This is a genomic window from Rhodococcus sp. M8, assembly GCF_015654185.1.
GTDB lineage: Bacteria > Actinomycetota > Actinomycetes > Mycobacteriales > Mycobacteriaceae > Rhodococcus > Rhodococcus aetherivorans.
Map to the genome: position 1 here is coordinate 1,989,034 of NZ_CP064065.1, position 23,447 is coordinate 2,012,480.

General features: G+C 71.8%; 29 protein-coding genes. 11 read left to right on the top strand and 18 right to left on the bottom strand.

The features are described from left to right. Positions 1-10 precede the first annotated feature (10 nt). From ISO16_RS08770 to menD, 4 genes are all read right to left on the bottom strand, one after another. Positions 11-709 (bottom strand): demethylmenaquinone methyltransferase, encoded by a 699-nt coding sequence (locus ISO16_RS08770; RefSeq protein ID WP_006940858.1) that lies wholly within the window; start codon positions 707-709, stop codon positions 11-13. A 16-nt stretch (positions 710-725) separates the two neighbouring features. After that, entirely contained in the window at positions 726-1,868 is a 1,143-nt protein-coding gene (locus tag ISO16_RS08775) for a glycosyltransferase family 4 protein (RefSeq protein WP_072635739.1), read from the bottom strand. Between the two features lie 75 nt (positions 1,869-1,943). Then, positions 1,944-2,357: a DUF3592 domain-containing protein gene (locus tag ISO16_RS08780; RefSeq protein ID WP_043802286.1), complete on the bottom strand. Its 414-nt coding sequence runs from the start codon at positions 2,355-2,357 to the stop codon at positions 1,944-1,946. Positions 2,358-2,364: 7 nt separating this feature from the next. After that, on the bottom strand, positions 2,365-3,984 hold the full coding sequence (gene menD, locus ISO16_RS08785; protein WP_072635740.1) for a 2-succinyl-5-enolpyruvyl-6-hydroxy-3-cyclohexene-1-carboxylic-acid synthase: 1,620 nt from the start codon (positions 3,982-3,984) through the stop codon (positions 2,365-2,367). Positions 3,985-4,112: 128 nt separating this feature from the next. Between menD and ISO16_RS08790 the strand changes: the two genes are divergently transcribed. Together ISO16_RS08790 and ISO16_RS08795 are read left to right on the top strand one after the other, a co-directional pair. Beyond that, complete coding sequence (locus ISO16_RS08790) at positions 4,113-4,700, top strand: flavin reductase family protein (protein ID WP_072635741.1); 588 nt, start codon at positions 4,113-4,115, stop codon at positions 4,698-4,700. 35 nt (positions 4,701-4,735) lie between these two features. Then, entirely contained in the window at positions 4,736-5,584 is an 849-nt protein-coding gene (locus ISO16_RS08795; protein WP_072635742.1) for a siderophore-interacting protein, read from the top strand. A 49-nt stretch (positions 5,585-5,633) separates the two neighbouring features. Here the strand turns inward: ISO16_RS08795 and ISO16_RS08800 are convergent, their stop codons facing one another. The 3 genes from ISO16_RS08800 to ISO16_RS08810 all read right to left on the bottom strand — a co-directional run bounded on the left by ISO16_RS08800 (position 5,634) and on the right by ISO16_RS08810 (position 7,763). Further along, positions 5,634-6,074 carry a DUF6918 family protein gene (locus tag ISO16_RS08800; RefSeq protein WP_006940846.1) on the bottom strand — a complete coding sequence of 147 codons (441 nt, stop codon included), beginning with the start codon at positions 6,072-6,074 and terminating at the stop codon, positions 5,634-5,636. A 70-nt stretch (positions 6,075-6,144) separates the two neighbouring features. Continuing rightward, positions 6,145-7,128, bottom strand: a complete 984-nt coding sequence (locus ISO16_RS08805; protein WP_050035605.1) for an o-succinylbenzoate synthase — start codon at positions 7,126-7,128, stop codon at positions 6,145-6,147. Further along, the gene (locus tag ISO16_RS08810; RefSeq protein WP_050035607.1) at positions 7,125-7,763 is read right to left on the bottom strand and encodes a PaaI family thioesterase; all 639 of its coding nucleotides are present in this window, start codon (positions 7,761-7,763) and stop codon (positions 7,125-7,127) included. Before ISO16_RS08810 ends, ISO16_RS08805 begins: the two co-directional genes overlap by 4 nt. Before the next feature lie 71 nt (positions 7,764-7,834). Here ISO16_RS08810 and ISO16_RS08815 point away from each other — a divergent pair, with 71 nt between their 5' ends. The 3 genes from ISO16_RS08815 (at position 7,835) to ISO16_RS08825 (ending at position 9,677) form a co-directional block, all read left to right on the top strand. Next, a complete protein-coding gene (locus tag ISO16_RS08815; protein WP_029545095.1) occupies positions 7,835-8,728 on the top strand; it encodes a 1,4-dihydroxy-2-naphthoyl-CoA synthase in 894 nt (297 codons plus the stop codon). A 117-nt stretch (positions 8,729-8,845) separates the two neighbouring features. Next, entirely contained in the window at positions 8,846-9,295 is a 450-nt protein-coding gene (locus ISO16_RS08820; protein ID WP_102800518.1) for a hypothetical protein, read from the top strand. Between the two features lies 1 nt (position 9,296). Beyond that, positions 9,297-9,677 carry a VOC family protein gene (locus ISO16_RS08825; protein ID WP_006935877.1) on the top strand — a complete coding sequence of 127 codons (381 nt, stop codon included), beginning with the start codon at positions 9,297-9,299 and terminating at the stop codon, positions 9,675-9,677. A gap of 51 nt (positions 9,678-9,728) precedes the next feature. Here the strand turns inward: ISO16_RS08825 and ISO16_RS08830 are convergent, their stop codons facing one another. The 5 genes from ISO16_RS08830 to ISO16_RS08850 all read right to left on the bottom strand — a co-directional run bounded on the left by ISO16_RS08830 (position 9,729) and on the right by ISO16_RS08850 (position 15,347). After that, complete coding sequence (locus tag ISO16_RS08830; protein ID WP_006935878.1) at positions 9,729-10,085, bottom strand: hypothetical protein; 357 nt, start codon at positions 10,083-10,085, stop codon at positions 9,729-9,731. Positions 10,086-10,087: 2 nt separating this feature from the next. Next, positions 10,088-10,831 (bottom strand): ABC transporter ATP-binding protein, encoded by a 744-nt coding sequence (locus ISO16_RS08835; protein ID WP_072635743.1) that lies wholly within the window; start codon positions 10,829-10,831, stop codon positions 10,088-10,090. Continuing rightward, positions 10,828-11,565, bottom strand: a complete 738-nt coding sequence (locus tag ISO16_RS08840; protein WP_006935881.1) for an ABC transporter ATP-binding protein — start codon at positions 11,563-11,565, stop codon at positions 10,828-10,830. Before ISO16_RS08840 ends, ISO16_RS08835 begins: the two co-directional genes overlap by 4 nt. Beyond that, complete coding sequence (locus ISO16_RS08845) at positions 11,558-13,843, bottom strand: branched-chain amino acid ABC transporter permease (protein ID WP_072635744.1); 2,286 nt, start codon at positions 13,841-13,843, stop codon at positions 11,558-11,560. Before ISO16_RS08845 ends, ISO16_RS08840 begins: the two co-directional genes overlap by 8 nt. Positions 13,844-13,928: 85 nt before the next feature. Next, entirely contained in the window at positions 13,929-15,347 is a 1,419-nt protein-coding gene (locus ISO16_RS08850; protein WP_006935884.1) for an ABC transporter substrate-binding protein, read from the bottom strand. A gap of 275 nt (positions 15,348-15,622) precedes the next feature. Between ISO16_RS08850 and ISO16_RS08855 the strand changes: the two genes are divergently transcribed. The 6 genes from ISO16_RS08855 to ISO16_RS08880 all read left to right on the top strand — a co-directional run bounded on the left by ISO16_RS08855 (position 15,623) and on the right by ISO16_RS08880 (position 19,888). Further along, positions 15,623-16,843, top strand: coding sequence for an inorganic phosphate transporter (locus tag ISO16_RS08855; RefSeq protein ID WP_072635745.1), 1,221 nt, complete (start codon positions 15,623-15,625; stop codon positions 16,841-16,843). Next, entirely contained in the window at positions 16,840-17,103 is a 264-nt protein-coding gene (locus ISO16_RS08860) for a hypothetical protein (RefSeq protein ID WP_006935886.1), read from the top strand. Before ISO16_RS08855 ends, ISO16_RS08860 begins: the two co-directional genes overlap by 4 nt. A gap of 40 nt (positions 17,104-17,143) precedes the next feature. Further along, complete coding sequence (locus ISO16_RS08865) at positions 17,144-17,482, top strand: DUF3349 domain-containing protein (protein ID WP_006935887.1); 339 nt, start codon at positions 17,144-17,146, stop codon at positions 17,480-17,482. 12 nt (positions 17,483-17,494) lie between these two features. Further along, entirely contained in the window at positions 17,495-17,794 is a 300-nt protein-coding gene (locus tag ISO16_RS08870) for a DUF3349 domain-containing protein (protein ID WP_006935891.1), read from the top strand. Beyond that, on the top strand, positions 17,791-18,933 hold the full coding sequence (gene menE, locus ISO16_RS08875; RefSeq protein ID WP_072635818.1) for an o-succinylbenzoate--CoA ligase: 1,143 nt from the start codon (positions 17,791-17,793) through the stop codon (positions 18,931-18,933). Before ISO16_RS08870 ends, menE begins: the two co-directional genes overlap by 4 nt. An 85-nt stretch (positions 18,934-19,018) precedes the next feature. Then, positions 19,019-19,888 carry a 1,4-dihydroxy-2-naphthoate polyprenyltransferase gene (locus ISO16_RS08880; protein WP_029545112.1) on the top strand — a complete coding sequence of 290 codons (870 nt, stop codon included), beginning with the start codon at positions 19,019-19,021 and terminating at the stop codon, positions 19,886-19,888. Positions 19,889-19,908: 20 nt separating this feature from the next. Here the strand turns inward: ISO16_RS08880 and ISO16_RS08885 are convergent, their stop codons facing one another. From ISO16_RS08885 to ISO16_RS08910, 6 genes are all read right to left on the bottom strand, one after another. After that, on the bottom strand, positions 19,909-20,292 hold the full coding sequence (locus ISO16_RS08885; protein WP_006935897.1) for a phage holin family protein: 384 nt from the start codon (positions 20,290-20,292) through the stop codon (positions 19,909-19,911). A gap of 51 nt (positions 20,293-20,343) precedes the next feature. Continuing rightward, positions 20,344-20,898 (bottom strand): Clp protease N-terminal domain-containing protein, encoded by a 555-nt coding sequence (locus ISO16_RS08890; protein ID WP_029545116.1) that lies wholly within the window; start codon positions 20,896-20,898, stop codon positions 20,344-20,346. A 6-nt stretch (positions 20,899-20,904) separates the two neighbouring features. Beyond that, positions 20,905-21,120 (bottom strand): hypothetical protein, encoded by a 216-nt coding sequence (locus ISO16_RS08895; protein WP_003937583.1) that lies wholly within the window; start codon positions 21,118-21,120, stop codon positions 20,905-20,907. Positions 21,121-21,191: 71 nt separating this feature from the next. After that, positions 21,192-21,929: a lysophospholipid acyltransferase family protein gene (locus tag ISO16_RS08900; RefSeq protein ID WP_065922302.1), complete on the bottom strand. Its 738-nt coding sequence runs from the start codon at positions 21,927-21,929 to the stop codon at positions 21,192-21,194. A 74-nt stretch (positions 21,930-22,003) separates the two neighbouring features. Then, entirely contained in the window at positions 22,004-23,095 is a 1,092-nt protein-coding gene (locus ISO16_RS08905) for a PLP-dependent cysteine synthase family protein (RefSeq protein WP_006935906.1), read from the bottom strand. Then, positions 23,092-23,427, bottom strand: coding sequence for a DUF4229 domain-containing protein (locus ISO16_RS08910; RefSeq protein ID WP_006935907.1), 336 nt, complete (start codon positions 23,425-23,427; stop codon positions 23,092-23,094). The genes ISO16_RS08905 and ISO16_RS08910 overlap by 4 nt, the downstream gene beginning before the upstream one ends. Between the last annotated feature and the right edge of the window lie 20 nt (positions 23,428-23,447).

Sequence of the window (23,447 nt, forward strand, 5' to 3'; positions counted from 1 at the left end):
AACGGTGCGGTCAGCGCACCGCCCGGTGCAGGGCCACGATCCCGCCGGTGAGGTTGCGCCATTGCACCGACCGCCAGCCGGCGGTCTGGATCCGCTCGGCGAGCTCGGCCTGCGTGGGCCACGCGCGGATCGACTCGGCGAGGTAGACGTAGGCGTCGGGGTTGCTGCTGACGGTCCGCGCGACCCGCGGCAGTGCCCGCATCAGGTACTCGAGATAGAGCACGCGCAGCGGGGCCGAGACGGGCGTGGCGAACTCGCACACCACGAGGCGGCCTCCGGGCTTGGTCACCCGCGCGATCTCCCGCAGGCCGGCGTCGAAGTCGGAGACATTGCGCAGGCCGAACGAGATCGTGGCGGCGTCGAACACCGCGTCGGCGAAGGGCAGGCGCATCGCGTCGCCCGCGACCATCGGCACCTGCCGGAACGCGCCCGCCTGCAGCATGCCCTTGGAGAAGTCGGTGGCCACCACCCAGGCGCCGGACCGGCCGAGCTCCACCGTCGACACCCCGGTGCCGGCGGCGAGGTCGAGGACCCGCTCCCCCGGCTGCAGGTCCAGTGCCGCCCGGGTGGCGCGCCGCCAGCTGCGGTCCTGCCCGAAGGACAGCACGGTGTTGGTGATGTCGTATCGCTGGGCGACGCCGTCGAACATCGACGCGACCTCGCGCGGATCCTTCGCGAGCGAGGCCCGCGACCCGTGAGTAGTTGCCACGGTCGAAACGTTACCGCTACGCGCTGCGCCGCAGCGTGCCCGGCCGGACCGAGCAGACCTGTTCGTAGTGCCCGAGCAGTTCGTGGCACACCGCGGGCCAGGTGCGGCCGAGGACGCTGCGTCGCGCGGCCGCGCCGAACCGGTCCCGCAGCATCGGATCGGCGAGCGCGCCCACCGCGCCCGGCAGCAGCTCGGCGAACCCGTCGACCGGCAGCCGGTATCCGTTGCGGCAGTGGGCGACGAGATCGCGCGGGCCGCCCGCGTCGGGTGCGATCACCGGGACGCCGCTGGCGAGCGCCTCCTGCACGGCCTGGCAGAACGTCTCGTGCTCGCCCGGGTGGACGAACACGTCGAGGCTCGCGTAGGCGTCGGCCAGCGCGTCGCCGCCGAGGTGACCGGTGAACACCACCCCGGGCAGGAGCGGTTCGAGACGGGCGCGCTCGGGGCCGTCGCCGACGACGACGAGCCGGTAGCGGGGGTCGGCTGCCAGGCCCGCGAGTCGTTCGACGTGCTTCTCCGGGGCGAGCCGCCCCACGAAGCCCACCACGAGCCGGCCGTCGGGCGACCATGTCCGGCGCAGGGCGGCGCTGCGCCGGGCCGGGGTGAAACGCGCGGTGTCGACGCCCCGCGCCCAGCGGTGTACCCGCGGGACGCCGTGTGCGGCGAGGTCCGCGGCGGCCGCCGTCGAGGGTGCGAGGGTGCGGTCGCACGCGCGGTGGATTCGGCGCGTCCACTGCCAGGCGGCGCGGGCCGCGAGCCCGAGCCCGTAGCTGGACGCGAATCCGGCGACGTCGGTCTGGTAGACCGCGACGGTGGGCAGGTCGAGCCGGCGAGCGGCGCCGAGGCCGCCGGCGCCGAGCAGGAACGGCGACGCCAGGTGCACGACGTCGGGGGCGAAGCCGCGCAGGAGGCCGGTGAGCGCCGGCTGCGGCAGGCCCACGGGCAGGGAGCTGACCCTCGGGACGTGCACCGCCGGCACGCGGTGCACCGGGATCCCGTCGTGCTGGGTGGGGGCCGGGGGCTGTCCGGCGACGGTGTCGGGAGCGACGACCAGGGCCTCGTGGCCGTGGCGGTCGAGGTGCTCGAGCACGCGCAACACCGAGTTGGTGACGCCGTTGACGTTCGGGAGGAAGGATTCCGCGACGATGGCTACTCGCACCGGTCCAGCATCGCGGCGCGGCCGGTCGGTGGGAAGTGGCCGAGGTGTCCGCCGGGCGAAGTTCCGGCGAATCTTCTAGGCCGCGGCGGCGCTGCGCCGGCGGAGGTAGGTCAGCACGGGGGTCGCGATCAGCCAGGTCACCACGATCACCGAGGCCGCGGGTACGAGTGCGACGCGCACGTCACGGCCGGTGACCCGCACGAGGTCCGGGTCGGCGCGGGAGTATTCGACGGCGATCCGCTGGCCCGCGGTCAGACCCGTGGGGTACAGCACGCCGAGTTCGGGGTTGTGGGTGACGCCGTCGGGGGTGACGAAGCTGATCGCCGAGCGCAGCGAGCCCGCGGAGAGCACCTCGGCAGTGGCGGTGCCCATGTCGGAGCCGATGAGGTGATCGTTGCGCCACGCGCCGAGCACTAGGATCGCGGTGAGCACCGAGATGCCGACGGCGACGGCGAGTACCGCACGACGTGCCTTGTCGATCCCGCTCATGCGTCCGTCACAGCTGGGCACGCACGGCCGCGTGCAGTTCCCGCAGGCCGGAGCGGTCGGTGATCACCTCGAGCACCCGGATGCCGCCGGTGGGCGCGGTCCGGTCGGCCAGCGCGGCCGTCAGCGCGGACAGGTCCACCCGCTCGTGCGGCACCCGGTAGGCGGCGCACAGCGCGGCGAGATCCATGCCGTGCGGAGTGCCGAACACGCGCTCGAACACGCCGGCGTACTGCGGGTCGCCCTGCTCGAGCAGCTCGAAGATGCCACCGCCGTCGTCGTTGGCGACGACGACGGTCAGGTTCTGCGGGCGCGGTTCGGCGGTGCCGATCAGCAGGCCGGACGCGTCGTGCAGGAACGTCAGGTCGCCCATCAGGGCGACGGTGCGGCCCTGCGGGTAGGCCAGGGCGGCGCCGACGGCGGTCGACACGGTGCCGTCGATGCCGGCGACGCCGCGGTTGGAGAGCACCTTCACCCCGTCGCGGGGGTAGCTCACCAGCGCCGCGTCGCGCACCGGGTTGGAGGCGCCGAGCAGCAGCTGGTCCCCGTCGCGCAGCGCGTCGGTGACCGCCGCCGCGACGTGCAGTCCGGTCGGCTTCGGGTGGGCGTCGAGCTGGGCGCGCACCGCCTTGTCGGTGTGGGCGGACAGGTTCCGGCAGCGGTCCAGCCAGGCCGGGTCGGGACTGCCGGTGACGACGGCGCGCGTGCCGGTGGCGAGGACGTTGCCGGACACGTCGGGCCAGCGGGGGCCGGTGGTGAGCGCGTATACGGCCACCGACGGGTCGGCGAGCAGCTTGGACACCGGCCGGTGCAGGGTTGGCCGGCCGGTGATGATCGCCTGCCGCGGCTTCAGCTGCGGCAGCGCCATCGGGTGCAGGGGGACACCGTGGAGCGGCGCGGTGGGTTCGGCCACGGTGGGCAGTTCCGACAGCTCGGGCCGGTAGGCGGAGCCGTGGCCGGAGATCACCACGGTGTCGGCGGTGATGTCGAGCTCCATCGGCACGTCGAGGGTGGCGTGCACGGTGGTGGTCCAGGCGCTGCCGTCGGGGCGGCCCTCGGGGACCGGGCCCTGGGGGTGGACGTCCGGGACGAGCGGCTCTCGCAGCGGGATGTCGAAGTGGACGGGCCCGGCGTTGCCGGAGCGGGTGCCGCGGGCGGCGGCGAGGACGCGGCTGACCGCGGAGCGCCACTCGCTGTTCTGCTCGATCCCTTCGGCCAGGCCGAGGCTGATGGTGGCGCGGACCTGGGTGCCGAACATGCCGAGCTGTTCGACGGTCTGGTTGGCGCCGGTGCCGAGGAGCTCGTAGGGGCGGTTGGCGCTGAGCACCACGAGCGGCACCCGAGCGTAGTTGGCTTCGAGCACGGCCGGCGCGAGGTTGGCGACGGCGGTGCCGGAGGTCATCACGACGGGCACCGGCCGGCCGGAGGCGACGGACAGCCCGATCGCGAGGAAGCCGGCGGTGCGTTCGTCGATGCGCATGTGCAGCCGCAGCCGGCCCGCATTGTCGGCGGCCTGCAGCGCGAAGGCCAGCGGCGCGTTGCGCGAGCCGGGGCACAGCACGACGTCGCGGACGCCGCCTCGGGCGAGTTCGTCGACGACGGCGGTCGCCTGGGCGGTGGACGGGTTCACGGCACCCAGAGTAGTGCGGCCGGGCGGTACGCCCCCGATGCCCCGGGCGGTACGCCCCCGATGCCCCGGGCGGCACGCCCCCGATGCCCCGGGCGGTGCGGGACGAGGGTCACAGCAAGAATGGGGCGATGCGCACCGTCTTCGATCCCACCGAGCTGGGCACCGGCCGCTTCTACCGACTGATGACCGCCACGATCGTGCCGCGGCCGATCGCATGGGTGTCCACCGTGTCGGCGGACGGAGTGCCCAACGTCGCGCCGTACAGCTTCTTCACCGTCGCCGCGGTCACGCCGCCGGTGGTGCAGTTCACCTCGGTCGGGCGCAAGGACAGCCTCCGCAACATCGAGGAGACCGGCGAGTTCGTGATCAACGTCGCAACCGTGCCGCTGATGGAACGGGTCAACGCGACGTCGGCGGGCTTCGCGCACGACGTGGACGAGTTCGCGGCGGTGGGCTTGCGGCCCGAGCGCAGCGAACGGGTCCATCCGCCCCGGGTCGCGGAAGCGCCGGCGGCGATCGAGTGCACCCTGCACCGGGTGATCGAAGTCGGGGACTGCTTCGTGGTGATGGGCGACGTGGTGGCCGTGTCGGTCCGGACCGACGTGCTGGCCGAGGACGGGATGCCGGACTTCGTGGCCCTGGCGCCGGCGAGCCGGCTGGGTCGCAACGAATGGGGCCTCACCCCCGCGGTGCGACACCTCGACCGACCCGAATGATAGGTTAGCCTCCGCTAATTCCAACGGAGGTTCGTATGGCCGTGCGCACCAAGACCACCCGCATCGCCCCGGCGAGCCGCGAGATCGTCACCGGCCGGGTGCTCGCCACCGAACGAATCGGGCCGAGCTTCGTGCGGGTGACCGTGGGCGGCGCGAACGTCGGGCGGATCGCACCCATGGGGTTCGACCAGTGGTTCCGGCTGTTCTTCCCGGCCCCCGGCCAACGGTCGCTGAAACTGCCGGCCACGGCGGGCCCGCAGTGGTGGCCCGAGATGCGAGCCATGCCCGAGGCCGTCCAGCCGATCCTGCGCAACTACACGATCCGTCGCTACCGGGAGGCGGGCGCGGGCCGGTACGGCGACACGGCCGAACTGGACATCGACTTCGCCACCCACGGCGACACGGGACCGGCATCGCAGTGGGCGCGCACCGCGCAGCCGGGCGCCGAACTGGCGCTGCTGGACGAGGGCATCATGTACCACCGCCCCACCGAGGCGCGCTGGCAGATCCTCGTCGCCGACGAGAGCGCGCTGCCCGCGATCGCGGGGATCCTCGCGTCGTCCGCCGGGCGGCACCACGCGGCGCCCACCGAGGTGTTCGTGGAGGTGGACGATGCCGGCGACGTCGCCGCCCAGGAGATCGTCCCCGGTCCGGGCGTCCGGCTGCACACGGTGGTGCGGCCCGGGCGGCACGCGCCGCCCGGGCCGCACGTGCTCGAGGCCGTGCGGGCCGGCGCGCTGCCCGACGGGCCGGGATACGCGTTCCTGGCGGGCGAATCGGGACTCGTGACGTCGCTGCGCCGGCACCTGGTGCGGGAGCGGGGCCTCGCGAAGTCCGCCGTGACCTTCACCGGCTACTGGAAGTTCGGCGCCGCCAGTTATTGAGGGTGGTGTCTTTCCGGACCGCGACCGGTCCGGAAAGACACCGGGTGTCTCAGCCGGCGTGCTTCTGCACCAGCGCGCCCACGCGCGGCAGGGCCTCGACGACGTGCTTCTGCGCCGACGGGCGCAGCTTCTCGTAGACCTTCTTGATCGCCGTGCGCGACGAGGCCTCGATGCGCGCGTCCGTCACACCGAGCAGCGCGTCCGCCACCGTCTCACCGCGGGCGGTGAGGTAGTCGGCGAACGCACCGTTGCCCGCGTAGTCCTGCCAGAACGGCTGGATCTTGGCGACGAACTCCGGCAGCAGCCCCTCGACGGCGCTGGGCACGATCGACGGGCCGAGCTTCGTCACCGCCGCGTAGCCGGCCTTGAGCGCGAGACCCGACGCGCCCTTCTTGTCCGACACCTCGGCGTCGATCAGCGCCTCGACATCGGCGACAACCGCCGGGACCTTGTCGGCGCCGAGCAGGGCATCATCCAGAGCTGCAACCACTTCCACTGCCTCCGTAATGTGACTCGTGAGTACGAACGCCCGGAACGATATACGACGACCCGAGCCGCACCTAGTCGAGCGCGGCGCGGCAGCGCCGGACCCGGTCGAACCACCAGCGCACCCGTTCCGGGTCGGCCCGCACGGCCTCGAGGAGCGCCGGATCCGGCGTCACCTCCCCCACCGGGAGCGCCCCGCCGGCCATCGTCCGCGGCGCCGCCACGTCGACGGTGAAGAACCCGCCCGTGCCCAGTCCGCACGCGTACGGCAACTCGGGCAGCGCGGCCGCCGCGGCCAGTCCGGCACCCATGCCCACGGCCGAGTCGAGCGCGCTCGACACCACCACCGGCACGCCGTGGCCGGCCAACTCGTCGGCCAGCGCCAGCAGCCGTCGCACCCCGCCGAGCGGGGCCACCTTGACCACCGCCACGTCGGCGCCGCCGGCCCGCACCACCCGCAAGGGATCCTCGGCGCGCCGGATGCTCTCGTCCGCCGCCACCGGCACGTCGGGCATCCGGCGGCGCACCTCGACCAGTTCCGGCACCGTCGCGCAGGGCTGCTCGGCGTACTCGAGCGGGCCGTCGGCGACGAGCGCCGTCAGCGCAGCGACGGCCTCGTCCGCGCTCCACCCGCCGTTCGCGTCGATCCGCACGTGCGGGACGAGTTCGCGCACCGCCCGCACCCGCGCGACGTCCTGCGCCAGGTCCTGCCCGGGTTCGGCGACCTTGACCTTGGCGGTGCGGGCCCCCGGGAACCGGGCGAGGACGGCCGGCACGTCGCCGGGGCCGACGGCCGGGACGGTGGCGTTGACGGGCACGGTGTCCCGGCGCGGCGCCGGGTGCCCGAGCCACGCGGATTCGAGGGCCGAACGCAGCCAGTGCGCCGCCTCGTCGTCGGCGTACTCGGGGAACGGCCCGAATTCTCCCCACCCGGCGGGACCGCGCACGAGCACGAGTTCACGTTCGGTGATGCCGCGGAACCGCACCCGCATGGGCAGCGACACCACGACGGCCGCGGCGAGGATCTCGTCGACGGCAGGCAGGGCCGCGGCAGTCACGGCTGGCCGGGCAGCAGCTGGATCATCAGGGCCTCGCAGTCGGCGAGCAGCGTGCCGTCGAGGTCGTGCAGCTCGGCCGAGCAGAAGAGCTTGCGCCCCTCGACCCGGTCGACCCGCCCCTCCACGACGAGCTCGGTCTCGAGCGGGGTGATCTTGCGGTAGTTCACATGCAGGTAGCCGGTGCGGGCGATGGGATGGCCGGCCGCGTGGACCACCATGCCGAACAGGTCGTCGAACAGCAGTGGCAGGGTGCCACCGTGCGCCGCGCTGTTGCCGCCGCGGTGGTAGAGCCGGAACGTGCCGCGCGAGCGGACCGACTCCGCGTCGAACTTCTCGATCATCCACGGCGGCATCAGCAGGCTGCCGCGACCGGGCAGGTCGATGTTGAAGCCGGCCGGCGACCTGCCCTCGGGCACGACGTGCGGCTCGAGCAGGTCCCCGAGGGCCTCGGCCTGCTCGATGGCCCGGTCGACGACGTCGTCGGGGATGTGGGTGGAGACGGCGAGATCCTGCAGCCGCCGCAGCGCCTCGACGAAGCGACCGTAGTTCGGTCCCGCCTTCACCGGCGTGTACACCGGAAACCCGCCGTGGTGCTCGTAGTCCGCGTCGACCGTACGGTCTGTCTGCTCGCTCATAGCTGCACGGTATCGCCCGGCGACCGTCGCGTCGGCGCAGAGGGCCGCGACCGGAGTTCTATGGTCGACGGGTGACTTTCAATCCTGAGCTGTGGCGGCCCGTACCCGGGTTCGAGAACCTCACCGACATCACCTACCACCGGCACGTCACGCAGGGCACCGTCCGCGTGGCGTTCGACCGGCCGGAGGTGCGCAACGCGTTCCGGCCGCACACCGTCGACGAGTTGTACCGCGCGCTGGACCACGCCCGCATGACGTCCGACGTCGGCGCGGTGCTCCTCACCGGCAACGGCCCCAGTCCGAAGGACGGCGGCTGGGCCTTCTGCTCGGGCGGCGACCAGCGGATTCGTGGGCGCAGCGGCTACCAGTACGCGAGCGGCGAAACCGCCGACACGGTGGACAGGGCCCGCGCGGGCCGGCTGCACATCCTCGAGGTGCAGCGGCTGATCCGGTTCATGCCGAAGGTCGTGATCGCCCTCGTCAACGGCTGGGCCGCCGGCGGCGGGCACAGCCTGCACGTCACGTGCGATCTGACCCTCGCCTCCCGCGAGCACGCCCGGTTCAAGCAGACCGACGCCGACGTGGGCAGCTTCGACGGCGGCTACGGCAGCGCCTACCTGGCGAAGATGGTGGGCCAGAAGTTCGCCCGCGAGATCTTCTTCCTCGGCGACACCTACACCGCCGAGGAGATGCACCACATGGGTGCGGTCAACCGCGTCGTCGACCACGCCGAGCTCGAGAACGTCGCGCTGGAGTGGGCCGCGAAGATCAACGGCAAGTCGCCGCAGGCCCAGCGGATGCTCAAGTACGCCTTCAACCTCGCCGACGACGGGCTCGTCGGCCAGCAGCTGTTCGCGGGCGAGGCGACGCGGCTCGCGTACATGACCGACGAGGCGGTCGAGGGCCGCGACGCGTTCCTGCAGAAGCGGGACCCGGACTGGTCGCCCTACCCCTGGTACTACTAGGGCCTTCTCGCGGCGAGGAGGAGGTTGTCGCGACATCGCGCGAGTAGCTCCCGCGACAACCTCCCCCTCGGCGCCACAACCTCCCGATTGAAACGGCCCGAATCGGGCACACTCCTGATCATGACGGATCGCGAGCAACCACTTCCCGACCACATCCGGCCCGACGGCGTGTCCGACGAGACGGTGGCGGCGGCCGGCAAACTCTCCGAAGCGCTCGAAACGGTGGAGCAGGCCCGCGGGAACCTGTACGCCTTCCACCAGCTGATGGGCCGCGCCGACCTGCTGCTCGGCGACGCTGTGGACAAGCTCGCCGAGGCCGGTCACCGCGAACTCGCCGACCGGGTGCAGACGGAGATCGTCGGACGCAACGTCCTCGAAGGGCGGTGGACGTTCCAGATCGTGGAGGACTTCGACGACGGGTACTGGACGGAGTTCCGTGAGCTCGAGCGACAGGTGCGCGACGAACTGGTCCGCGGTCGCCGGCATCTGTTCGAGGCCGAGATGAAGGAGCAGCGCCGCACCCACGGGCGACGGGGGCACGAGGCGCGCCCGGCCGAGGAGGGCTGAGATGGAGATCCTCGGCAGCCGGACGATCCTGCGGCCGGGCGACTACGACGCCGCCCTGCGGTTCTACGGTGACGTCCTGGGCCTGGCGATCTACCGCGAATATCCCGGCGGGACGGTGTTCTTCGCCGGGCAGTCGCTGATCGAGGTGGCCGCGCACGGCAACACCGGGCGGCCCCAGCACTTCGAGGGTGCGCTGTGGCTGCAGGTGCGCGACGTCTACGACGTCGAGGCCGAGCTGGTGACGAGGGGCGTCCCGATCGTGCGGGGCGCCCGGCAGGAGCCGTGGGGCCTGCACGAGCTGTGGATCGCCGATCCCGACGGCATCCCCATCGTGCTGGTGCAGATCCCGCCGGACCATCCGCTGCGCCGCGACACCCGCTGACCGGTGCGTCCTTCGGGCTGCTGGGACAGCCCAAAGGACGCACCGGCCGCGTCAGCGGCCCGTCAGCGCGGCCGCGATCTGCTCGGTGTGCGCCTGCGACTCGTAGAGCTGGCGCAGCAGCCACAGCCGCAGCACCCGCGCGATCGCGCCCGCCAGAAACAGCGCGGCGCCGAGGATCGCGACGATCAGCAACGCCGTGGCGAGGATCTGGTACGACGCGATGTTGCGCAGGTCCGCCTGGGTGAGCGAGGCGAAGTAGACGACGAACGCCGCGACGGCACCGCCGATCATCAGCACGAGCCCGCCGATGCGCGCGGGACCGTCGCCCTTCGCCGCTCCGGTGTCGAGCTTCAGGTCTGCCGCGTCCTGCCGGAACTTGGCGCGCCGCTCCTCGGTGAGTGCGGTCATGGTCATCCTCCTAGGTAGCTGGTCGAGAGTTCGTGTTCGATGTCTGCGGGGTCCCCGACCCGCACGACGCGGCCCTGCAGCATCAGCGCGGCCGACGTCGCGATGGGCAGCACCGCCCGCGCGAACTGCTCGGCGACGAGGATCGACAGCCCGTCGTCGACGAGCCGGCCGACGATGTCGTACATCTCGGTGACGATCCGGGGGGCGAGCCCCATGGACAGTTCGTCGAGCAACAGCACCGTGGGGTCGGTGCCGAGGGCCCGGGACAGGGCGAGCATCTGCTGCTCGCCGCCCGACATCGAGCCTGCGAGCTGACCCCGTCGCTTCCCGAGGATCGGGAAGCGCTCGTAGGCGACGGCCTCGAGATCCTTCAGCGACACGCCGGTTCCGGTGGCGACCCACAGGTTCTCCCGGACGGTGAGGTTGGGGAAGATGCCCCGCCCCTCCGGAATGGTGCAGACGCCGAGCCGGGCGAGCGCCGCGGCATCGACACCGTTGACGACGCGGCCGGCAACGCGCAGCTCGCCGTGCTCGACGGGCAGCACGCCCGAGCACACCCGCAGCGTCGTGGTCTTGCCGCCGCCGTTGGGCCCGAGCAGGGCGACCACCGAGCCCGGCTGCAGAGTCAGGTTCACCCCGTGCAGCACCTCGATGGGTCCGTAGCTCGCCCGCACGTCGACCAGTTCGAGCAGCGGGGCCGGTTCGTCGCCGGGGACGTCGACGAGATCGGTGACCGGTGCGTTCATGCGACCTCCTCGGTTCCGATGTACGCGGCGATCACCGCTGGGTCGTTGCGGATCTGCTCGGGGCTGCCCGAGGCGATGAGGGCGCCGTAGTCGAGGACGTGGATGCGCGAGCACACCCGCATCACGAGCGGCAGGTCGTGCTCGACGAGGCAGATCCCGAGACCGTCGCCCGCGAGCCGGCACAGCAGGTCCGCGAAATCGTCGGTCTCCCGCTCCGTCTGCCCGGACGCGGGTTCGTCGAGCAACAGCACGCGCGGCCGGGTCATCAGCGCCCGCGCGACCTCGACGACGCGGGCGCGGCCGGTGGGAATGTCGGAGACGTCCCGGTCGGCGACGTCCGTGAGCCCGGTCAGCTCGAGCAGCCGGTCGGTCTCGGCGTCGATGTCGTGGCGGGCGCGGGTCGCGGTGCGGTGCATGTCGCCCGCGACTCGGAGGTTGTCGCGGACCGACAGCGACAGGAACAGCTCGAGCCGCTGGAAGGTGCGGGCCAGCCCACGCCGGGCACGCTTGTAGGGCGCCGCGCGGGTGACGTCGACACCGTCGAGGAACACCTGCCCGGAGGTCGGTTTCTGCAGCCCGGTGACGGTGTTGAACAGGGTGGTCTTGCCGGCGCCGTTGGGCCCGATCAGGCCGGTCACGGCGCCCGCGGTGACGGCGATGCTCACGTCGTCGACGGCGGTGTGACCACCGAACCGGACGGTGACGCCCCGGGTCTCGAGCAGGGTGTCAGACATGCGCGCTCAGCTCCTTCGCGACGGTCGCGGGCGGTTCGGCCGCCGGATGGGTGGGCCGTGCCGCGGGCAGCCCCAGTTCGCGGTCGAGGCGGTAGCGGCCCTCGGCGGTGTACGGCTCGTCGATGCCGACGAGTTCCGGCGGGGTGGTTCGCCGGCGGGCCAGCTCGTCGGGGTCCAGGACCGCGCCGGGCATCAGCCATTCGCCGATCACCGGGAGCAGGAACACGATCGTGATGGTCAGCGCCGCGAACCACCAGTTGCCCAGGACGCCCGTCAGGGCCAGGACGTAGAGCACCGCGATCACGGCGCCGCCGCCGTAGAGGACCGGCCGGGCGGACAGCAGACGGCGGTAGCCCTCCACCATCTGGTGCACGCTGCCCGACGGGTTGTGACCCACGCCGATGCCGATGAGCGCGGGGCTGACCGCGGCGATGTTGCCGAGCAGCAGGTACAGGCCCTCGAGCTCGGGCTGCGTCTTCGCGAGGTTGTTGAACGAGACCATGATGACCGCGAACCCGACGCCGGCCATGAGGCCGCCGAACAAGGCCCCGCTGACGTAGCCGATGCCGGCCACCACGGTGAGCATGAGCAGGGTGAGGCCCACGATGATGCTGAAGTTCTCGCCCGCGACCGCGCCGGTGGCACTGGACATGAGGACGCCGCCGAGACCGGCGATGGCGGCCGAGAGCATGAAGACGCTCAGCTTCAGGGTCACCAGGTTCTGTCCGAGCATGGCCGACGCGGCGGGGCTGTCCTTCATCGCCGCCAGGCGACGTCCGTAGCCGCCGTTGCGCAGGGCGACGACGCCGACACCGAGCAGCGCGAACAGGACCGTCGCGGTCATGAGGAACGTCGTCTCGTCCTGCAGGTCCAGCGGCCCGATCCGCAGCGGCGGGATCACGAGTGAGCCCCCGGTGAAGATCGAGAACTTCACGCCGAACAGTTCGTGCTCGGTGGTGTCGCGCAGCACCATGTTGGAAACGAAGACGCCGAACGCCATGGTGGCGAGCGCGAGGTAGAGACCGCGCAGCCGCAGGGCCGGAAGCGCGACGAGCCCGCCGACGAGCGCGGTGACGGCCACGGCCAGCAGCACCCCCCACACGGTCAGACGCTGGTCGAGACCGGTGCCGGTGATCCCGAAGTGGAACACGACGATCGTGGCGATGGCCCCGAACGACAGGGGTGCGAGGTTCATCTCGCCCGCGTACCCGGTGAGCAGGGTCAGCGACAGCGCGACGATCGCGAAGGTCATGCCCAGCGTGAACGTGGTGATCGCGGATTCCACCATGAGCAGGCGGACGAGAGAGACGACGGCGACGAGCGCAACCGCCCACACGACGGCCTTGCGCACGCTCGGCACGTGGTAGCGCTCGCGGGTACGCATCGCCGCGCCGCGCAGCCGGTCCTGGGGCAGGACGATCAGCACCACGAACAGCGCCACCATCGGCAGCGAGACCCGCAGGTTCGACGTCCAGGCCCAGGACGAGGGTGCGTAGCCGATCAGGTAGGCGCCGGCGAGGCCGAGCACGAGGGCGCCGACGAACGTGCGCGGGATCGAGCTGAGCCGGCCGAACATCGCGGCCGCGAACGCGTCGATGACGAGCAGGGTGAGCATGTTCGCCTCGAGGCTGCCGCCACTGATCGGGGTGATCAGCACCCCGGCGAGGACGGCGAGGGTGGAGCCGAGCGCCCACGAGAACGCGGCGATCCGTTCGGGGTTGTGGCCGTTGAGCCGCAGCAGGTCGGGGTCGTCGACGACGCCGCGCATGGTGGCGCCCATCCGGGTGCGCTGGAAGAGCATGCGCAGCCCGACCGCGATCCCGATGGCCGCGACCACGCACAGGATCTCGTGGACGCGGACGAACGCGCCGAGCACGCTGATCCCGGCGTCGTCGCCGAAGAACATGCCGAGCGAGCGGGGCTTCTCGGGATGCCAGAACCATTGGGACAGGAACAGCATCCCCAGCATGACCGAGACGGTCACGACGATCTTGGTGACCTCGGCGGTGTCCCGCAGGCCCCGCATGATCACGACGTACAGCGCCAGGCCCATGAGCGGCCCCGCGAGGAACAGCACCACGAGCAGGGCCAGCGGGACGGGCAGTCCCCAGCCGGCCGTGAGCTGCCAGTAGAGGAACGCACCGAGCATGGCCTGGGCGCCGTGCGCGAAGTTGAAGATTCCGGAGGTGTTGTAGGTCAGAACGAGCCCGGAGGCCGCGATCGCGTACACGGACCCGAGCACGAGGCCCAGGATCGTGAACGTCACGAATGTGTCCATGGTGAAGCCCTGTCGGTAGAGAACCGGTCGTGGGGAGGCGGGGCAGTGCCGTGCGGGCACCGCCCCGCCGGTCGGTGCAGGCCGGTCAGTCCTGCGGCTTGATCACGTTCGGGTTCATGAACTTGGTGGCGATCCGGTCGGGTCCGAGTTCGGTGCCCCACGTCTCCGGGGCGGTCTTGACGAGGTACGCGTCGTTGCACTCGAACTCGGCGGCGGTCTGCGGGAACGCCTGCGTGTACGTCTCGCCCGTCAGCGTGACCGTCAGACCGCAGCTGGCCGGCATGTTGGCACCCGGGTCGGTCACGGCGTGCAGTCCGCCGCCGTCCCACTCGTGGATCTGCGACAGCTCGTCGATCATGCACTGCCGGGTCAGGTCGGAGCCGCACTCCTTCGCCGCGGTCGCCCACAGCAGGAACGACGAGGTGGCCTGCATGCCGAGCAGCGCGGTCTTGCCGCCCTTCTCCCCGACGAGGTCGAGGTACTGCTGCACCGCCGGCACCTTGTCCGCGTTCTCGAGCATCTGGAAGGTCATGCCCGCGTGCAGGTTGTCGAGCAGACCGCCGGCGTTCGCCTCCTCGACGGTCTGGCCGTACCAGGTCGCCTCACCCATCAGGACGGGATCGATGCCCACCTGGTCGAGCGCCTTGAAGAAGTTCAGCTCGTTCGGCACGGGCGACCGGGAGGTCCACAGGCCCTCGACGCCGCACTCCTTGAACTTCTCGGCGAACGGGACGTAGCTGGCCTCGCCGTCGTAGTTGATGGTGACGCCGCAGTTCTTCAGCTCGAACCCGGCGGCCTCGGCGATCGAGCGCACCTTGGTCAGCGACGTGATGATGGTCGGCATCGTGCTGCCGACCAGGTCGAACTTGTCCTTCAGGTCCGGCCGCAGCTGCGCCATCTGGAACCATGCCGAGCCGTTGGCGTAGTCCACCGGGAACGGCACCCCCTGATAGGTCATGGGGCCGTTGGCCGCCTCCGGCGACACCGTGAAGCCGGGCACCGCGGCGAGGTTGCAGGCCACGCGGGTCTGCTCGGCGGTCTGGTCCATCGCGAAGCCGTGACCGACCATCATGAACTCGGAGCGGCACGCGTCCTGCATGACGGAGTTGGCCTGGGTCATCGCTGCGTCGTAGTCGGTGCCGACGATCGTGCGCCCATTGATGCCGCCCTGGGCGTTGCACCAGTCGATCATCGCGGAGACGGCGTCCGACATCTCCTTGTTCAGGCCCGGGCTCTTGGCGTAGCCGCGGTCGTCGCCGTAGCCGATGCGGATCTCGGTGTCGGTCACGCCCTGGTCGGTGGCGCCCGCGGCGTCCCCCTCCCCGCACGGTGAGTCCAGGGTGCCGAATTTGTCCACCGCGACGGTATCGGCCGCGGCGGCCCCGGTCCCGGTCGCGCCGGCCCCGCCCGACGGGTCGGCGCCGCGTTCGCCGGCACAGGCCGAGAGCAGCGCCGCGGACGCCGTCAGCGCCAGCACGGTCCTGGCGAGTGTGTGCTTGTTCAAGGTCGGGTGTCTCCTTCGTCGCGGGGCTCCGTCCGGCGGAAGCTCCGGGGCGGTGTACTGCGGCGAAAGCTAGCCAGGGCCGGGAAGGGCGGGACGAGAGATTCCCGTTCAGTGAGACCTGCCGTGAAGCCGGTCACACGCTCCGCGCCGAGTGAAACTCCACACAGCGGGGAACCGGCGCACGCGGGCTGCCACCACCGGAAGGAGCCGGGGTGTCCGCGTTCACCTCGCCGTCGCTGTACTTTTACCCACCGGCTACCTCACAATCGGCAGATGTGACCGCAGAGCTTGTCGTCCTCCTGGTGGTGGTAGTCACTGCCCTCGCATTCGACTTCACCAACGGCTTCCACGACACCGGGAACGCGATGGCGACATCGATCGCCACCGGTGCCCTGAAACCGAAGGTGGCGGTCGCCCTCTCCGCCTCGCTCAACCTCGTCGGCGCGTTCCTGTCCGTCGAGGTCGCCGCGACGGTCGCCAAGGGGGTGGTCAACCTGGGCAGCACCGGCGGCGAGGCACTGCTGCTCATCGTGTTCGCCGGTCTCGTCGGCGGCATCCTGTGGAACCTGGCGACGTGGCTGTTCGGCCTGCCGTCGAGCTCGTCGCACGCACTGTTCGGCGGCCTCATCGGCGCCGCCCTCGCCTCCCTCGGGATCGACGGCGTGGTGTGGGACGGAGTGATCGGCAAGGTGATCATCCCGGCGCTGCTGGCGCCGGTGGTGGCGGCACTCGTCGCCACGGTCGGCACCTGGTCGGTGCACCGCATCACCCGCACGGTGCCCGACGAGACCCGCGGTCACGGCTTCCGCATCGGCCAGATCGGTTCCGCCTCCCTGGTGTCGCTGGCGCACGGCACCAACGACGCGCAGAAGACGATGGGCGTGATCTTCCTGGCGCTCGTCGCGCACGGCAGCCTCACCGCCGACGCGGAGATGCCGTTCTGGGTGAAGCTCTCCTGCGCCGTCGCGATCGCCCTGGGCACCTACCTCGGTGGCTGGCGCATCATCCGCACCCTCGGCAAGGGACTGGTGGAGATCGCACCGCCGCAGGGCATGGCGGCGGAGTCGTCGTCGGCCGCGATCATCCTCACCTCGAGCCACTTCGGTCTGCCCCTGTCGACCACCCACGTGGCGACCGGTTCGATCCTGGGGTCCGGACTCGGCACCCGCTCCGCGAACGTGCGCTGGGGTGTCGCCGGCCGCATGGCCGTCGCCTGGCTGATCACGCTGCCGTCCGCGGCGCTCGTCGGCGCGGTGTGCTGGGGTCTGGCCCACCTGATCGGCGGCCTGTCGGGCGTGATCGTGGTGTTCGCGGTGCTGTGCGCGCTGTCGCTGCTGATGTACCTGCGGTCACGCCGGCAGCCGATCGACGCCTCCAACGTCACCGCGGAATGGGACGGCAAGCTGGCTCCGGCCCCGGCCCCGGCCCCGACCCCGGCGCCGGCCCCCGAGGACGTGCCGGCCGCACCGACCACTCCCACGGAGGGACGCCCGTGAACCTGTTGACGAACACCCTGAGCTCGCTGTGGCAGGTCGTCCTCGTCGGCCTCTTCTTCGGAGCGGGCCTGCCGGCCGTCTTCGCGCTCGGCATGCGATCGCTCGTCGCGGGGCGCGCCGGAGAGCAGGCCCGGCCGAACCCGCTCGGCATCGCCGGCGCCGTCGTCTGCTTCGCCGTCGTGCTGATCGCAATCGTCGCGGGGATACTGTTGCTGGCTTCGGACTTCCTGTCGAGCACCTTCGGCATCGACGTCTTCTGAGCCACCACCGTCCCGCCGTCCGACCCACGAAAGAACCGCATTGCCCAAGTACTCGCTCCGTTCGGTCCTCGACTGGCTGCGCGCCGGTTATCCGGAAGGCATCCCGGCCAAGGATCACTTCGCGCTGCTTGCCGTGCTGCGGCGGCGCCTGACGGACGAGGAGATCGCCGAGGTGTGCGAGATGTCGATCGCCACGGCGCACGAGCACCCGGAGCGCTGTGTCGACTACGACACGCTCGAGCAGATCATCGCCGGGGTGCTGAACGAGGAACCGGCGGAGGAGGACCTCGAACGGGTCGCCGGGCGCCTCGCCGCGGGAGGCTGGCCGGTGGTCGCCGAGGACGGGACCGTGGTGACCGGCGACGACGGGACGGACTGAGGAGGTGCCCCCGTGACGCTTCCGCCGTTCCTCACCTCGATCATCGAGTGGCTGCGGGCCGGCTACCCGGAGGGCGTGCCGGAACAGGACTACGTGCCCCTGTTCGCGCTGCTCAGCCGGCGGTTGTCGGAGGACGAGGTCGACCAGGTGGCGCACACCCTCGTCGACGACGGGGACCTGCCCATCTCGAAGACGGACATCGCCGTGCTGATCACGAAGATCACCAACGAGATGCCGCTCGAACAGGACATCGATCGGGTGCGCCGGCACCTCGAGACCGGAGGGTGGCCGCTCACCGGCCCCGCCACATGAATCTCGAGGTGCTGCCCGTCCCCCCCGGCGACGCCGTGCGGGAGGTGCTGCCCGCACTACGGCGCATGCTCGACGGCGACGGACCGGCCCTGCTCCCCGTGCCGGTCGCCGACGACCGGGAAATCCGGAGACTGACCGAAGCGCTGCGCCCGGGCGAACCCGTCGACGACGGCATCGGCCTGGTCGTCGCCACCTCGGGCACCACGGGCACCCCGAAGGGCGCCCAGCTGACCGCCGGGGCGCTGCGGGCCAGCGGTGACGCCACCCACGAGCGCCTCGGCGGACCCGGCTCGTGGCTGCTGGCGCTGCCGGCCCACCACATCGCCGGGATGCAGGTGCTGCTGCGGGGCCTGCTCGCGGGAGCCGGGCCCGTCGTGATCGACGTCGCCGGCGGCTTCGATCCGGCTCGGCTGCCGGCGGCGGTCGCCGCCATGCCCGGTGGGCGGCGCTACACGTCGCTGGTGCCCACGCAGCTGATCAAGGCCCTGGACCACCCGGGTGCCGTCGCGGCCCTCGCCGACCTGGACGCGGTCCTGCTGGGCGGGGCCGCCACGCCCGCCCCGATCCTGCGCCGTGCGCAGGACGCCGGGATCACCGTCGTCCGCACCTACGGGATGAGCGAGACGTGCGGCGGGTGCGTGTACGACGGGGTCCCACTGGCCGGGACCACGGTCCGGGTCGACGCGCAGTCGCGGGTGTGGCTCGGCGGGGCCACACTCGCGCGCGGCTATCGCGGTCTGCCCGATCATCCGGCGTTCGCCGAACCCGGCTGGTTCCGCACCGACGACGCGGGCGAGCTCGCCGACGGCGTCCTCCGCATCCTGGGGCGCCTGGACGAGGCCATCTCGACGGGCGGCCTCACCGTCGTGCCGCAGGTCGTCGAGGCCGTCCTGCTCGAGCACCCCGCGGTACGCGAATGCGCCGTGATCGGGCTGCCCGACCCCCGGCTCGGTCAACGGGTAGCGGCCGTCGTCGTCCCGGAGGGCGGCGCTTCCCCCACCCTCGACGACCTGCGAGCCTGGACCAGCGCGTCGCTGGACGTCACGGCGGCGCCGCGGGCGCTGCACGTCGTGCCGGCCCTGCCGTTACGCGGCCCCGGCAAGGTGGACCGGCGGGCACTGGTCGCTCGGTTCTCGTAGGCCGACCGGGTTCGGGCGAGCGAATGTATCGCTCATCTCCTCGGGCCGACGGCATGGCACATTCGCTCGATGGCAGGATCGACGCATGGCAACCGCTGGTCAATGGCTCGAAGGCGCCCGTCCGCGCACCCTTCCCAACGCGATCGCGCCCGTCGTCGCCGGCACGGGGGCGGCGGCCGCGCTCGACGGCGTGGTGTGGGGGAAGGCTCTCCTGGCGTTGGTGGTCGCCCTGGCGCTGATCATCGGGGTCAACCTCGCCAACGACTACTCCGACGGCATCCGCGGGACCGACGACGACCGCGTCGGGCCGCTGCGGCTGGTGGGATCCGGGGCGGCGTCGCCGGCGTCGGTCAAGCGGGCCGCGTTCGCGTGTTTCGGAGTGGGCGCGGTGGCCGGGATCGCCCTGGCGATCACGAGCGCGTGGTGGCTGCTCCTGGTGGGCGCGGTGTGCATCGCCGGCGCCTGGTACTACACGGGTGGCCGCAACCCCTACGGCTACAGCGGGTTCGGCGAGATCGCCGTGTTCGTGTTCTTCGGGCTCGTCGCCGTGCTGGGCACGCAGTTCGTGCAGGCCGGCCGGGCCGACTGGGTCGGGCTGGCGTGTGCGGTGGCGGTGGGCTCGTTCTCGAGCGCGGTGCTGGTGGCGAACAACCTGCGCGACATCCCCACCGACACCGTCTCGGGCAAGCGCACGCTCGCGGTGCGGCTGGGCGACCCGCGGACCCGGACGCTGCATCTGATGCTGCTGGCCGTGCCGTTCGCGGCGTCGCTGGCACTGGTGGCGCGCACGCCGTGGGCGCTGGCGGGCCTGCTGGCGCTGCCGTTCGCGGTGCGCGCCCACGCACCCGTGCGGTCCGGCAGCCTGGGGTTGAGTCTGATCCCCGCGCTGCGGGATTCGGGCCTGGCGATGCTGGTGTGGGCCGTTGCGACCGCAGCCGCCCTGTTCCTGGCCTGAGGCGTCCCGCGCCCGGAACCTCAGTCCCGGTCGGGCACCAGCACGCCGAGCACCCAGTTGACGATCGAGATGATCAGCGCGCCCCAGAACGCGGTCCAGAAGCCCTCGACGGTCAGGCCGTAGTCGGTGAACTCGCTCAGCCACGCGGTGAGCAGGAGCATCAGGGCGTTCACGACGAGGGTGAACAGCCCCAGCGTCAGGATCAGCAGAGGCAGCGACAGCAGCTGCACGAGCGGCTTGACGAAGGCGTTGACGACGGTGAAGACGAGGGCGATCACCAGCAGGGAGATGATCTCGTTGGCGGCGCCGGTACCGGAGCCGGTGAAGTCGATGCCGGAGACCCACTGGGCCGCCAGCCAGATGGCTACGGCGTTGAGGACCAGCCGGACCAGGAAGTTGATCATGCCGCCACTGTCGCACATTCCGGCCCCGGCGCGCGGTCGGCAACCGGTCGGTCAGGCGGCGCGACCCGGGTAGTCGCGCAGGCGGTCGCGGAGCGCCCTGCGGGACACGTGGGACTCGACGAGCGTGCAGGCGCGGTCGTCGTCGGAGCGCAGTATCCCGAGCAGGAGGTGCTCGCAGCCGATGACGCGGTCGCGGCGCGCGAGGGCTTCCCGCAGGGCGAGCTGCAGGGACTTCTTCGCGGCAGGATCGAACGGAAGGTGGCCGGCGAACGGCCCCCGCCGGTTCCGGCCGAGTCCGCGGTCGAGGACGCCCTCCCCGAAGGTCTCCTCGAGCCGGGCCCGGACGGAATCGAGGTCGATGCCGATGGCCCCGAGCGCGGCGGCGTCCTCGTCGCCGAGCACCCCGGTGTCCCGGGCGAGTTCGCTGCGCACGGTCTCGGCCGTGAGGCCGACGTCAGCGAGCAGGTGCCGCAGCGTCACGTCCGCGGTGACGAGGAGGCCGAGCAGCAGGTGGGCCGGCTCGATGCGGGGAGCGTTCAGCTCCCCGGCCTCCGCCTGCGCGGTGACGACGGCGGCTCGTGCGCCGGCGGTGAATCGTTCGAACACGGCGGATCACCCACGCTTCCGGTTGTACTTCTGGTGGACGGCCTGCCTGCTCACCTCGAGCGCATCGGCGATCGCCTGCCACGACCAGCCCTGTCGGCGGGCATTGTCGACCTGGATCGCCTCGAGTCGTTCGAGCAACCGTCGCAGGGCCCGCACGGCCCGCAATCCCTCTGCGGGGTCGGGGCTTCCGGCGGCGGCGGCGAGTGTGGTGGCCTCGGTCATACCGTCAATTTACGTTGACAAGCGGGCGGACGTCAAGAAAAGTTGACGCGCCGGGCCGGGGCGCGACCGGTTCAGTACCGCGCGACGGCGCCGTCCACCGCACGCTGCAGCTCGTCCTGCACCAGGCGCGTGACGTCGCGGACCTTGCCGTCGAGGTCGGTGACCGGCTCGGTGAGGAACACGCTCGCCGGGCGTGACGGGTCCTTGCCGGGCCCGTAGCCGATGCCGACGCACACCAGCGCGGGCCGCGCCCCCAGATCGCGCGAGCGGCGGACGATGTGCCCGATGCCGGTCCCGAGCGGCTGCACTCGGGTCGGGTCCCCCTCGTTGCAGGTGCCCTCGGGGAAGATCGCGACGCTGTCGCCGTGATGCAGCCGCGCGGCGGAGACGTCCATCATCCGGCGCCCGGCGTCGGAGACCGCCCGCAGGCCGTGGTTCTTGGCCCGGAAGACCGGGATCCCGCCCATCATGTCGATCTTGCGGCGCTGCGACTCGTCGGCGAACAGCTCGTCCTTCGCCAGCACCCGCGTGCTGCCGATCACCGGGCGCAGCGGGGAACGCCACGCCGTCGCCGCGAGGACGTACTGATCGCTGTGGGTGAGGTGGTTGGCGACGATCAGGAGGGGCGTGCGAGCCCGGATGAGTTCGCGGAGGCGATCGCGGACCCCGTCGTCGCAGCGCACCCGGGGGCGGTACCGGGCGGCGAGCAGGGCGTAGGCCGCCCGGGCGACGGGCCGGCTCTGCCGGTGCTCGAGGTAGAAGTCGTAGACGGCTTCGTAGTTGTCCAGGGCCACGACGGGGCGTTCCATGCCCCCACGATACTCAACCTACGACACCGTAGGCTACGGCCCCGTAGGGTCGGGTGCGGCCGAGGTGCGACGGCTCAGGCCTCCCACCTGCCGGTGTCCGCGAACTTCTCGAGCGTCGCGGTCGGGCCGGCCAGATCCATGCCCTCACCGGCCACCCAGCCGTCGTCGAAGTAGGTGCCCGCGTAGCGTTCCCCGCCGTCGCACAGGAGGGTGACGACGCTGCCGCGCCGGCCGTCGGCGATCATCTCGGCGATCAGGCCGAACGCACCCCACAGGTTGGTCCCGGTCGAGCCCCCGACGCGGCGGCCCAGGCTCTCGCTCGCGTGCCGCATGGCGGCGATCGACGCGGCATCGGGCACCCGGATCATCCGGTCCACCACCTGGCCGACGAACGACGGCTCCACCCGGGGCCTGCCGATGCCCTCGATCCGCGACGGCATGCCGGTGGTGTAGTCCACCGAGCCCGTCTCGTACCCGCCGTAGAACGCGGAGTTCTCGGGGTCGACGACGGCCAGCCGGGTGCGGTGGCGGCGGTACCGGATGTACCGACCGACGGTCGCGCTGGTGCCGCCGGTGCCCGCGCCGACGACGATCCACTCCGGGATCGGATGCTCCTCGAGCTGCAACTGGGTGAAGATCGATTCGGCGATGTTGTTGTTGCCGCGCCAGTCGGTGGCCCGCTCGGCGTGGGTGAACTGGTCCATGAAGTGACCGCCCAGCTCGACGGCGAGCCGGCGTGCCTCGGCGTAGATCTCCGGCGGCCGGTCGATGTAGTGGCACCGCCCGCCCTGCGCCTCGATGAGCGCAACCTTGGCGGGGCTGGTGTTGCGCGGCATCACCGCGACGAAGTCGAGGCCGAGCAGCTTCGCGAAGTATGCCTCGCTGACGGCGGTCGAACCGGACGACGCCTCGACGATCGGGGTGTCCTCGCGCACCCAGCCGTTGCAAATGGCATAGAGGAACAGCGACCGCGCGAGCCGGTGCTTCAGGCTGCCGGTGATGTGCGTGGACTCGTCCTTCAGGTACAGCTGGACCCCCCACCCGGGAGGCAGCGGATAGCGCAGCAGGTGCGTGTCGGCGCTGCGCTGGGCGTCGGCCTCGATCAGCTGGACGGCACGGTCCACCCAGTCCCGCGACGCGCTGCGATCGACGACGCCGTCGCTCACCTACGATCCTCGCCGCGCAGGCGGGCCTGCAGGTCGGCCCGGTCGGCGCGGCGGCGCGCGTCGACGGACGCGATACTCTCGTTCACCCGGCGGCGCAGCGGCGCGAACACGACGAGCGAGAGCGGCAGCGCGATCAGCACCGCGAAGAGCGCGGCGACCAGCAGGGGGATCTCCACTCCGAACAGGCGGGGCACGTAGAGGATCACCACAGCGAGCACGAGGACGAGAGCCAGCCGGGCCAGCGAGTAGAGGGCGACGTCCCGGGCCAGGGTGCCCTTGCCGGTGCCGGTGTTGCCGGGCTGGTCAGGACGGTTCTGCGATGCTTCACTCACCCGTCCAGGGTAACCGCCGC

Coding starts and splice junctions, on each gene's coding strand:
- menE (WP_072635818.1), top strand. CDS start 17,791: ATGAATCTCGAGGTGCTGCCCGTCCCCCCCGGCGACGCCGTGCGGGAG.
- ISO16_RS08790 (WP_072635741.1), top strand. CDS start 4,113: ATGCGCACCGTCTTCGATCCCACCGAGCTGGGCACCGGCCGCTTCTAC.
- ISO16_RS08830 (WP_006935878.1), bottom strand. CDS start 10,085: ATGACCGCACTCACCGAGGAGCGGCGCGCCAAGTTCCGGCAGGACGCG.
- ISO16_RS08880 (WP_029545112.1), top strand. CDS start 19,019: ATGGCAACCGCTGGTCAATGGCTCGAAGGCGCCCGTCCGCGCACCCTT.
- ISO16_RS08825 (WP_006935877.1), top strand. CDS start 9,297: ATGGAGATCCTCGGCAGCCGGACGATCCTGCGGCCGGGCGACTACGAC.
- ISO16_RS08780 (WP_043802286.1), bottom strand. CDS start 2,357: ATGAGCGGGATCGACAAGGCACGTCGTGCGGTACTCGCCGTCGCCGTC.
- ISO16_RS08885 (WP_006935897.1), bottom strand. CDS start 20,292: ATGATCAACTTCCTGGTCCGGCTGGTCCTCAACGCCGTAGCCATCTGG.
- ISO16_RS08835 (WP_072635743.1), bottom strand. CDS start 10,831: ATGAACGCACCGGTCACCGATCTCGTCGACGTCCCCGGCGACGAACCG.
- ISO16_RS08795 (WP_072635742.1), top strand. CDS start 4,736: ATGGCCGTGCGCACCAAGACCACCCGCATCGCCCCGGCGAGCCGCGAG.
- ISO16_RS08895 (WP_003937583.1), bottom strand. CDS start 21,120: ATGACCGAGGCCACCACACTCGCCGCCGCCGCCGGAAGCCCCGACCCC.
- ISO16_RS08845 (WP_072635744.1), bottom strand. CDS start 13,843: ATGGACACATTCGTGACGTTCACGATCCTGGGCCTCGTGCTCGGGTCC.
- ISO16_RS08840 (WP_006935881.1), bottom strand. CDS start 11,565: ATGTCTGACACCCTGCTCGAGACCCGGGGCGTCACCGTCCGGTTCGGT.
- ISO16_RS08810 (WP_050035607.1), bottom strand. CDS start 7,763: ATGAGCGAGCAGACAGACCGTACGGTCGACGCGGACTACGAGCACCAC.
- ISO16_RS08900 (WP_065922302.1), bottom strand. CDS start 21,929: ATGGAACGCCCCGTCGTGGCCCTGGACAACTACGAAGCCGTCTACGAC.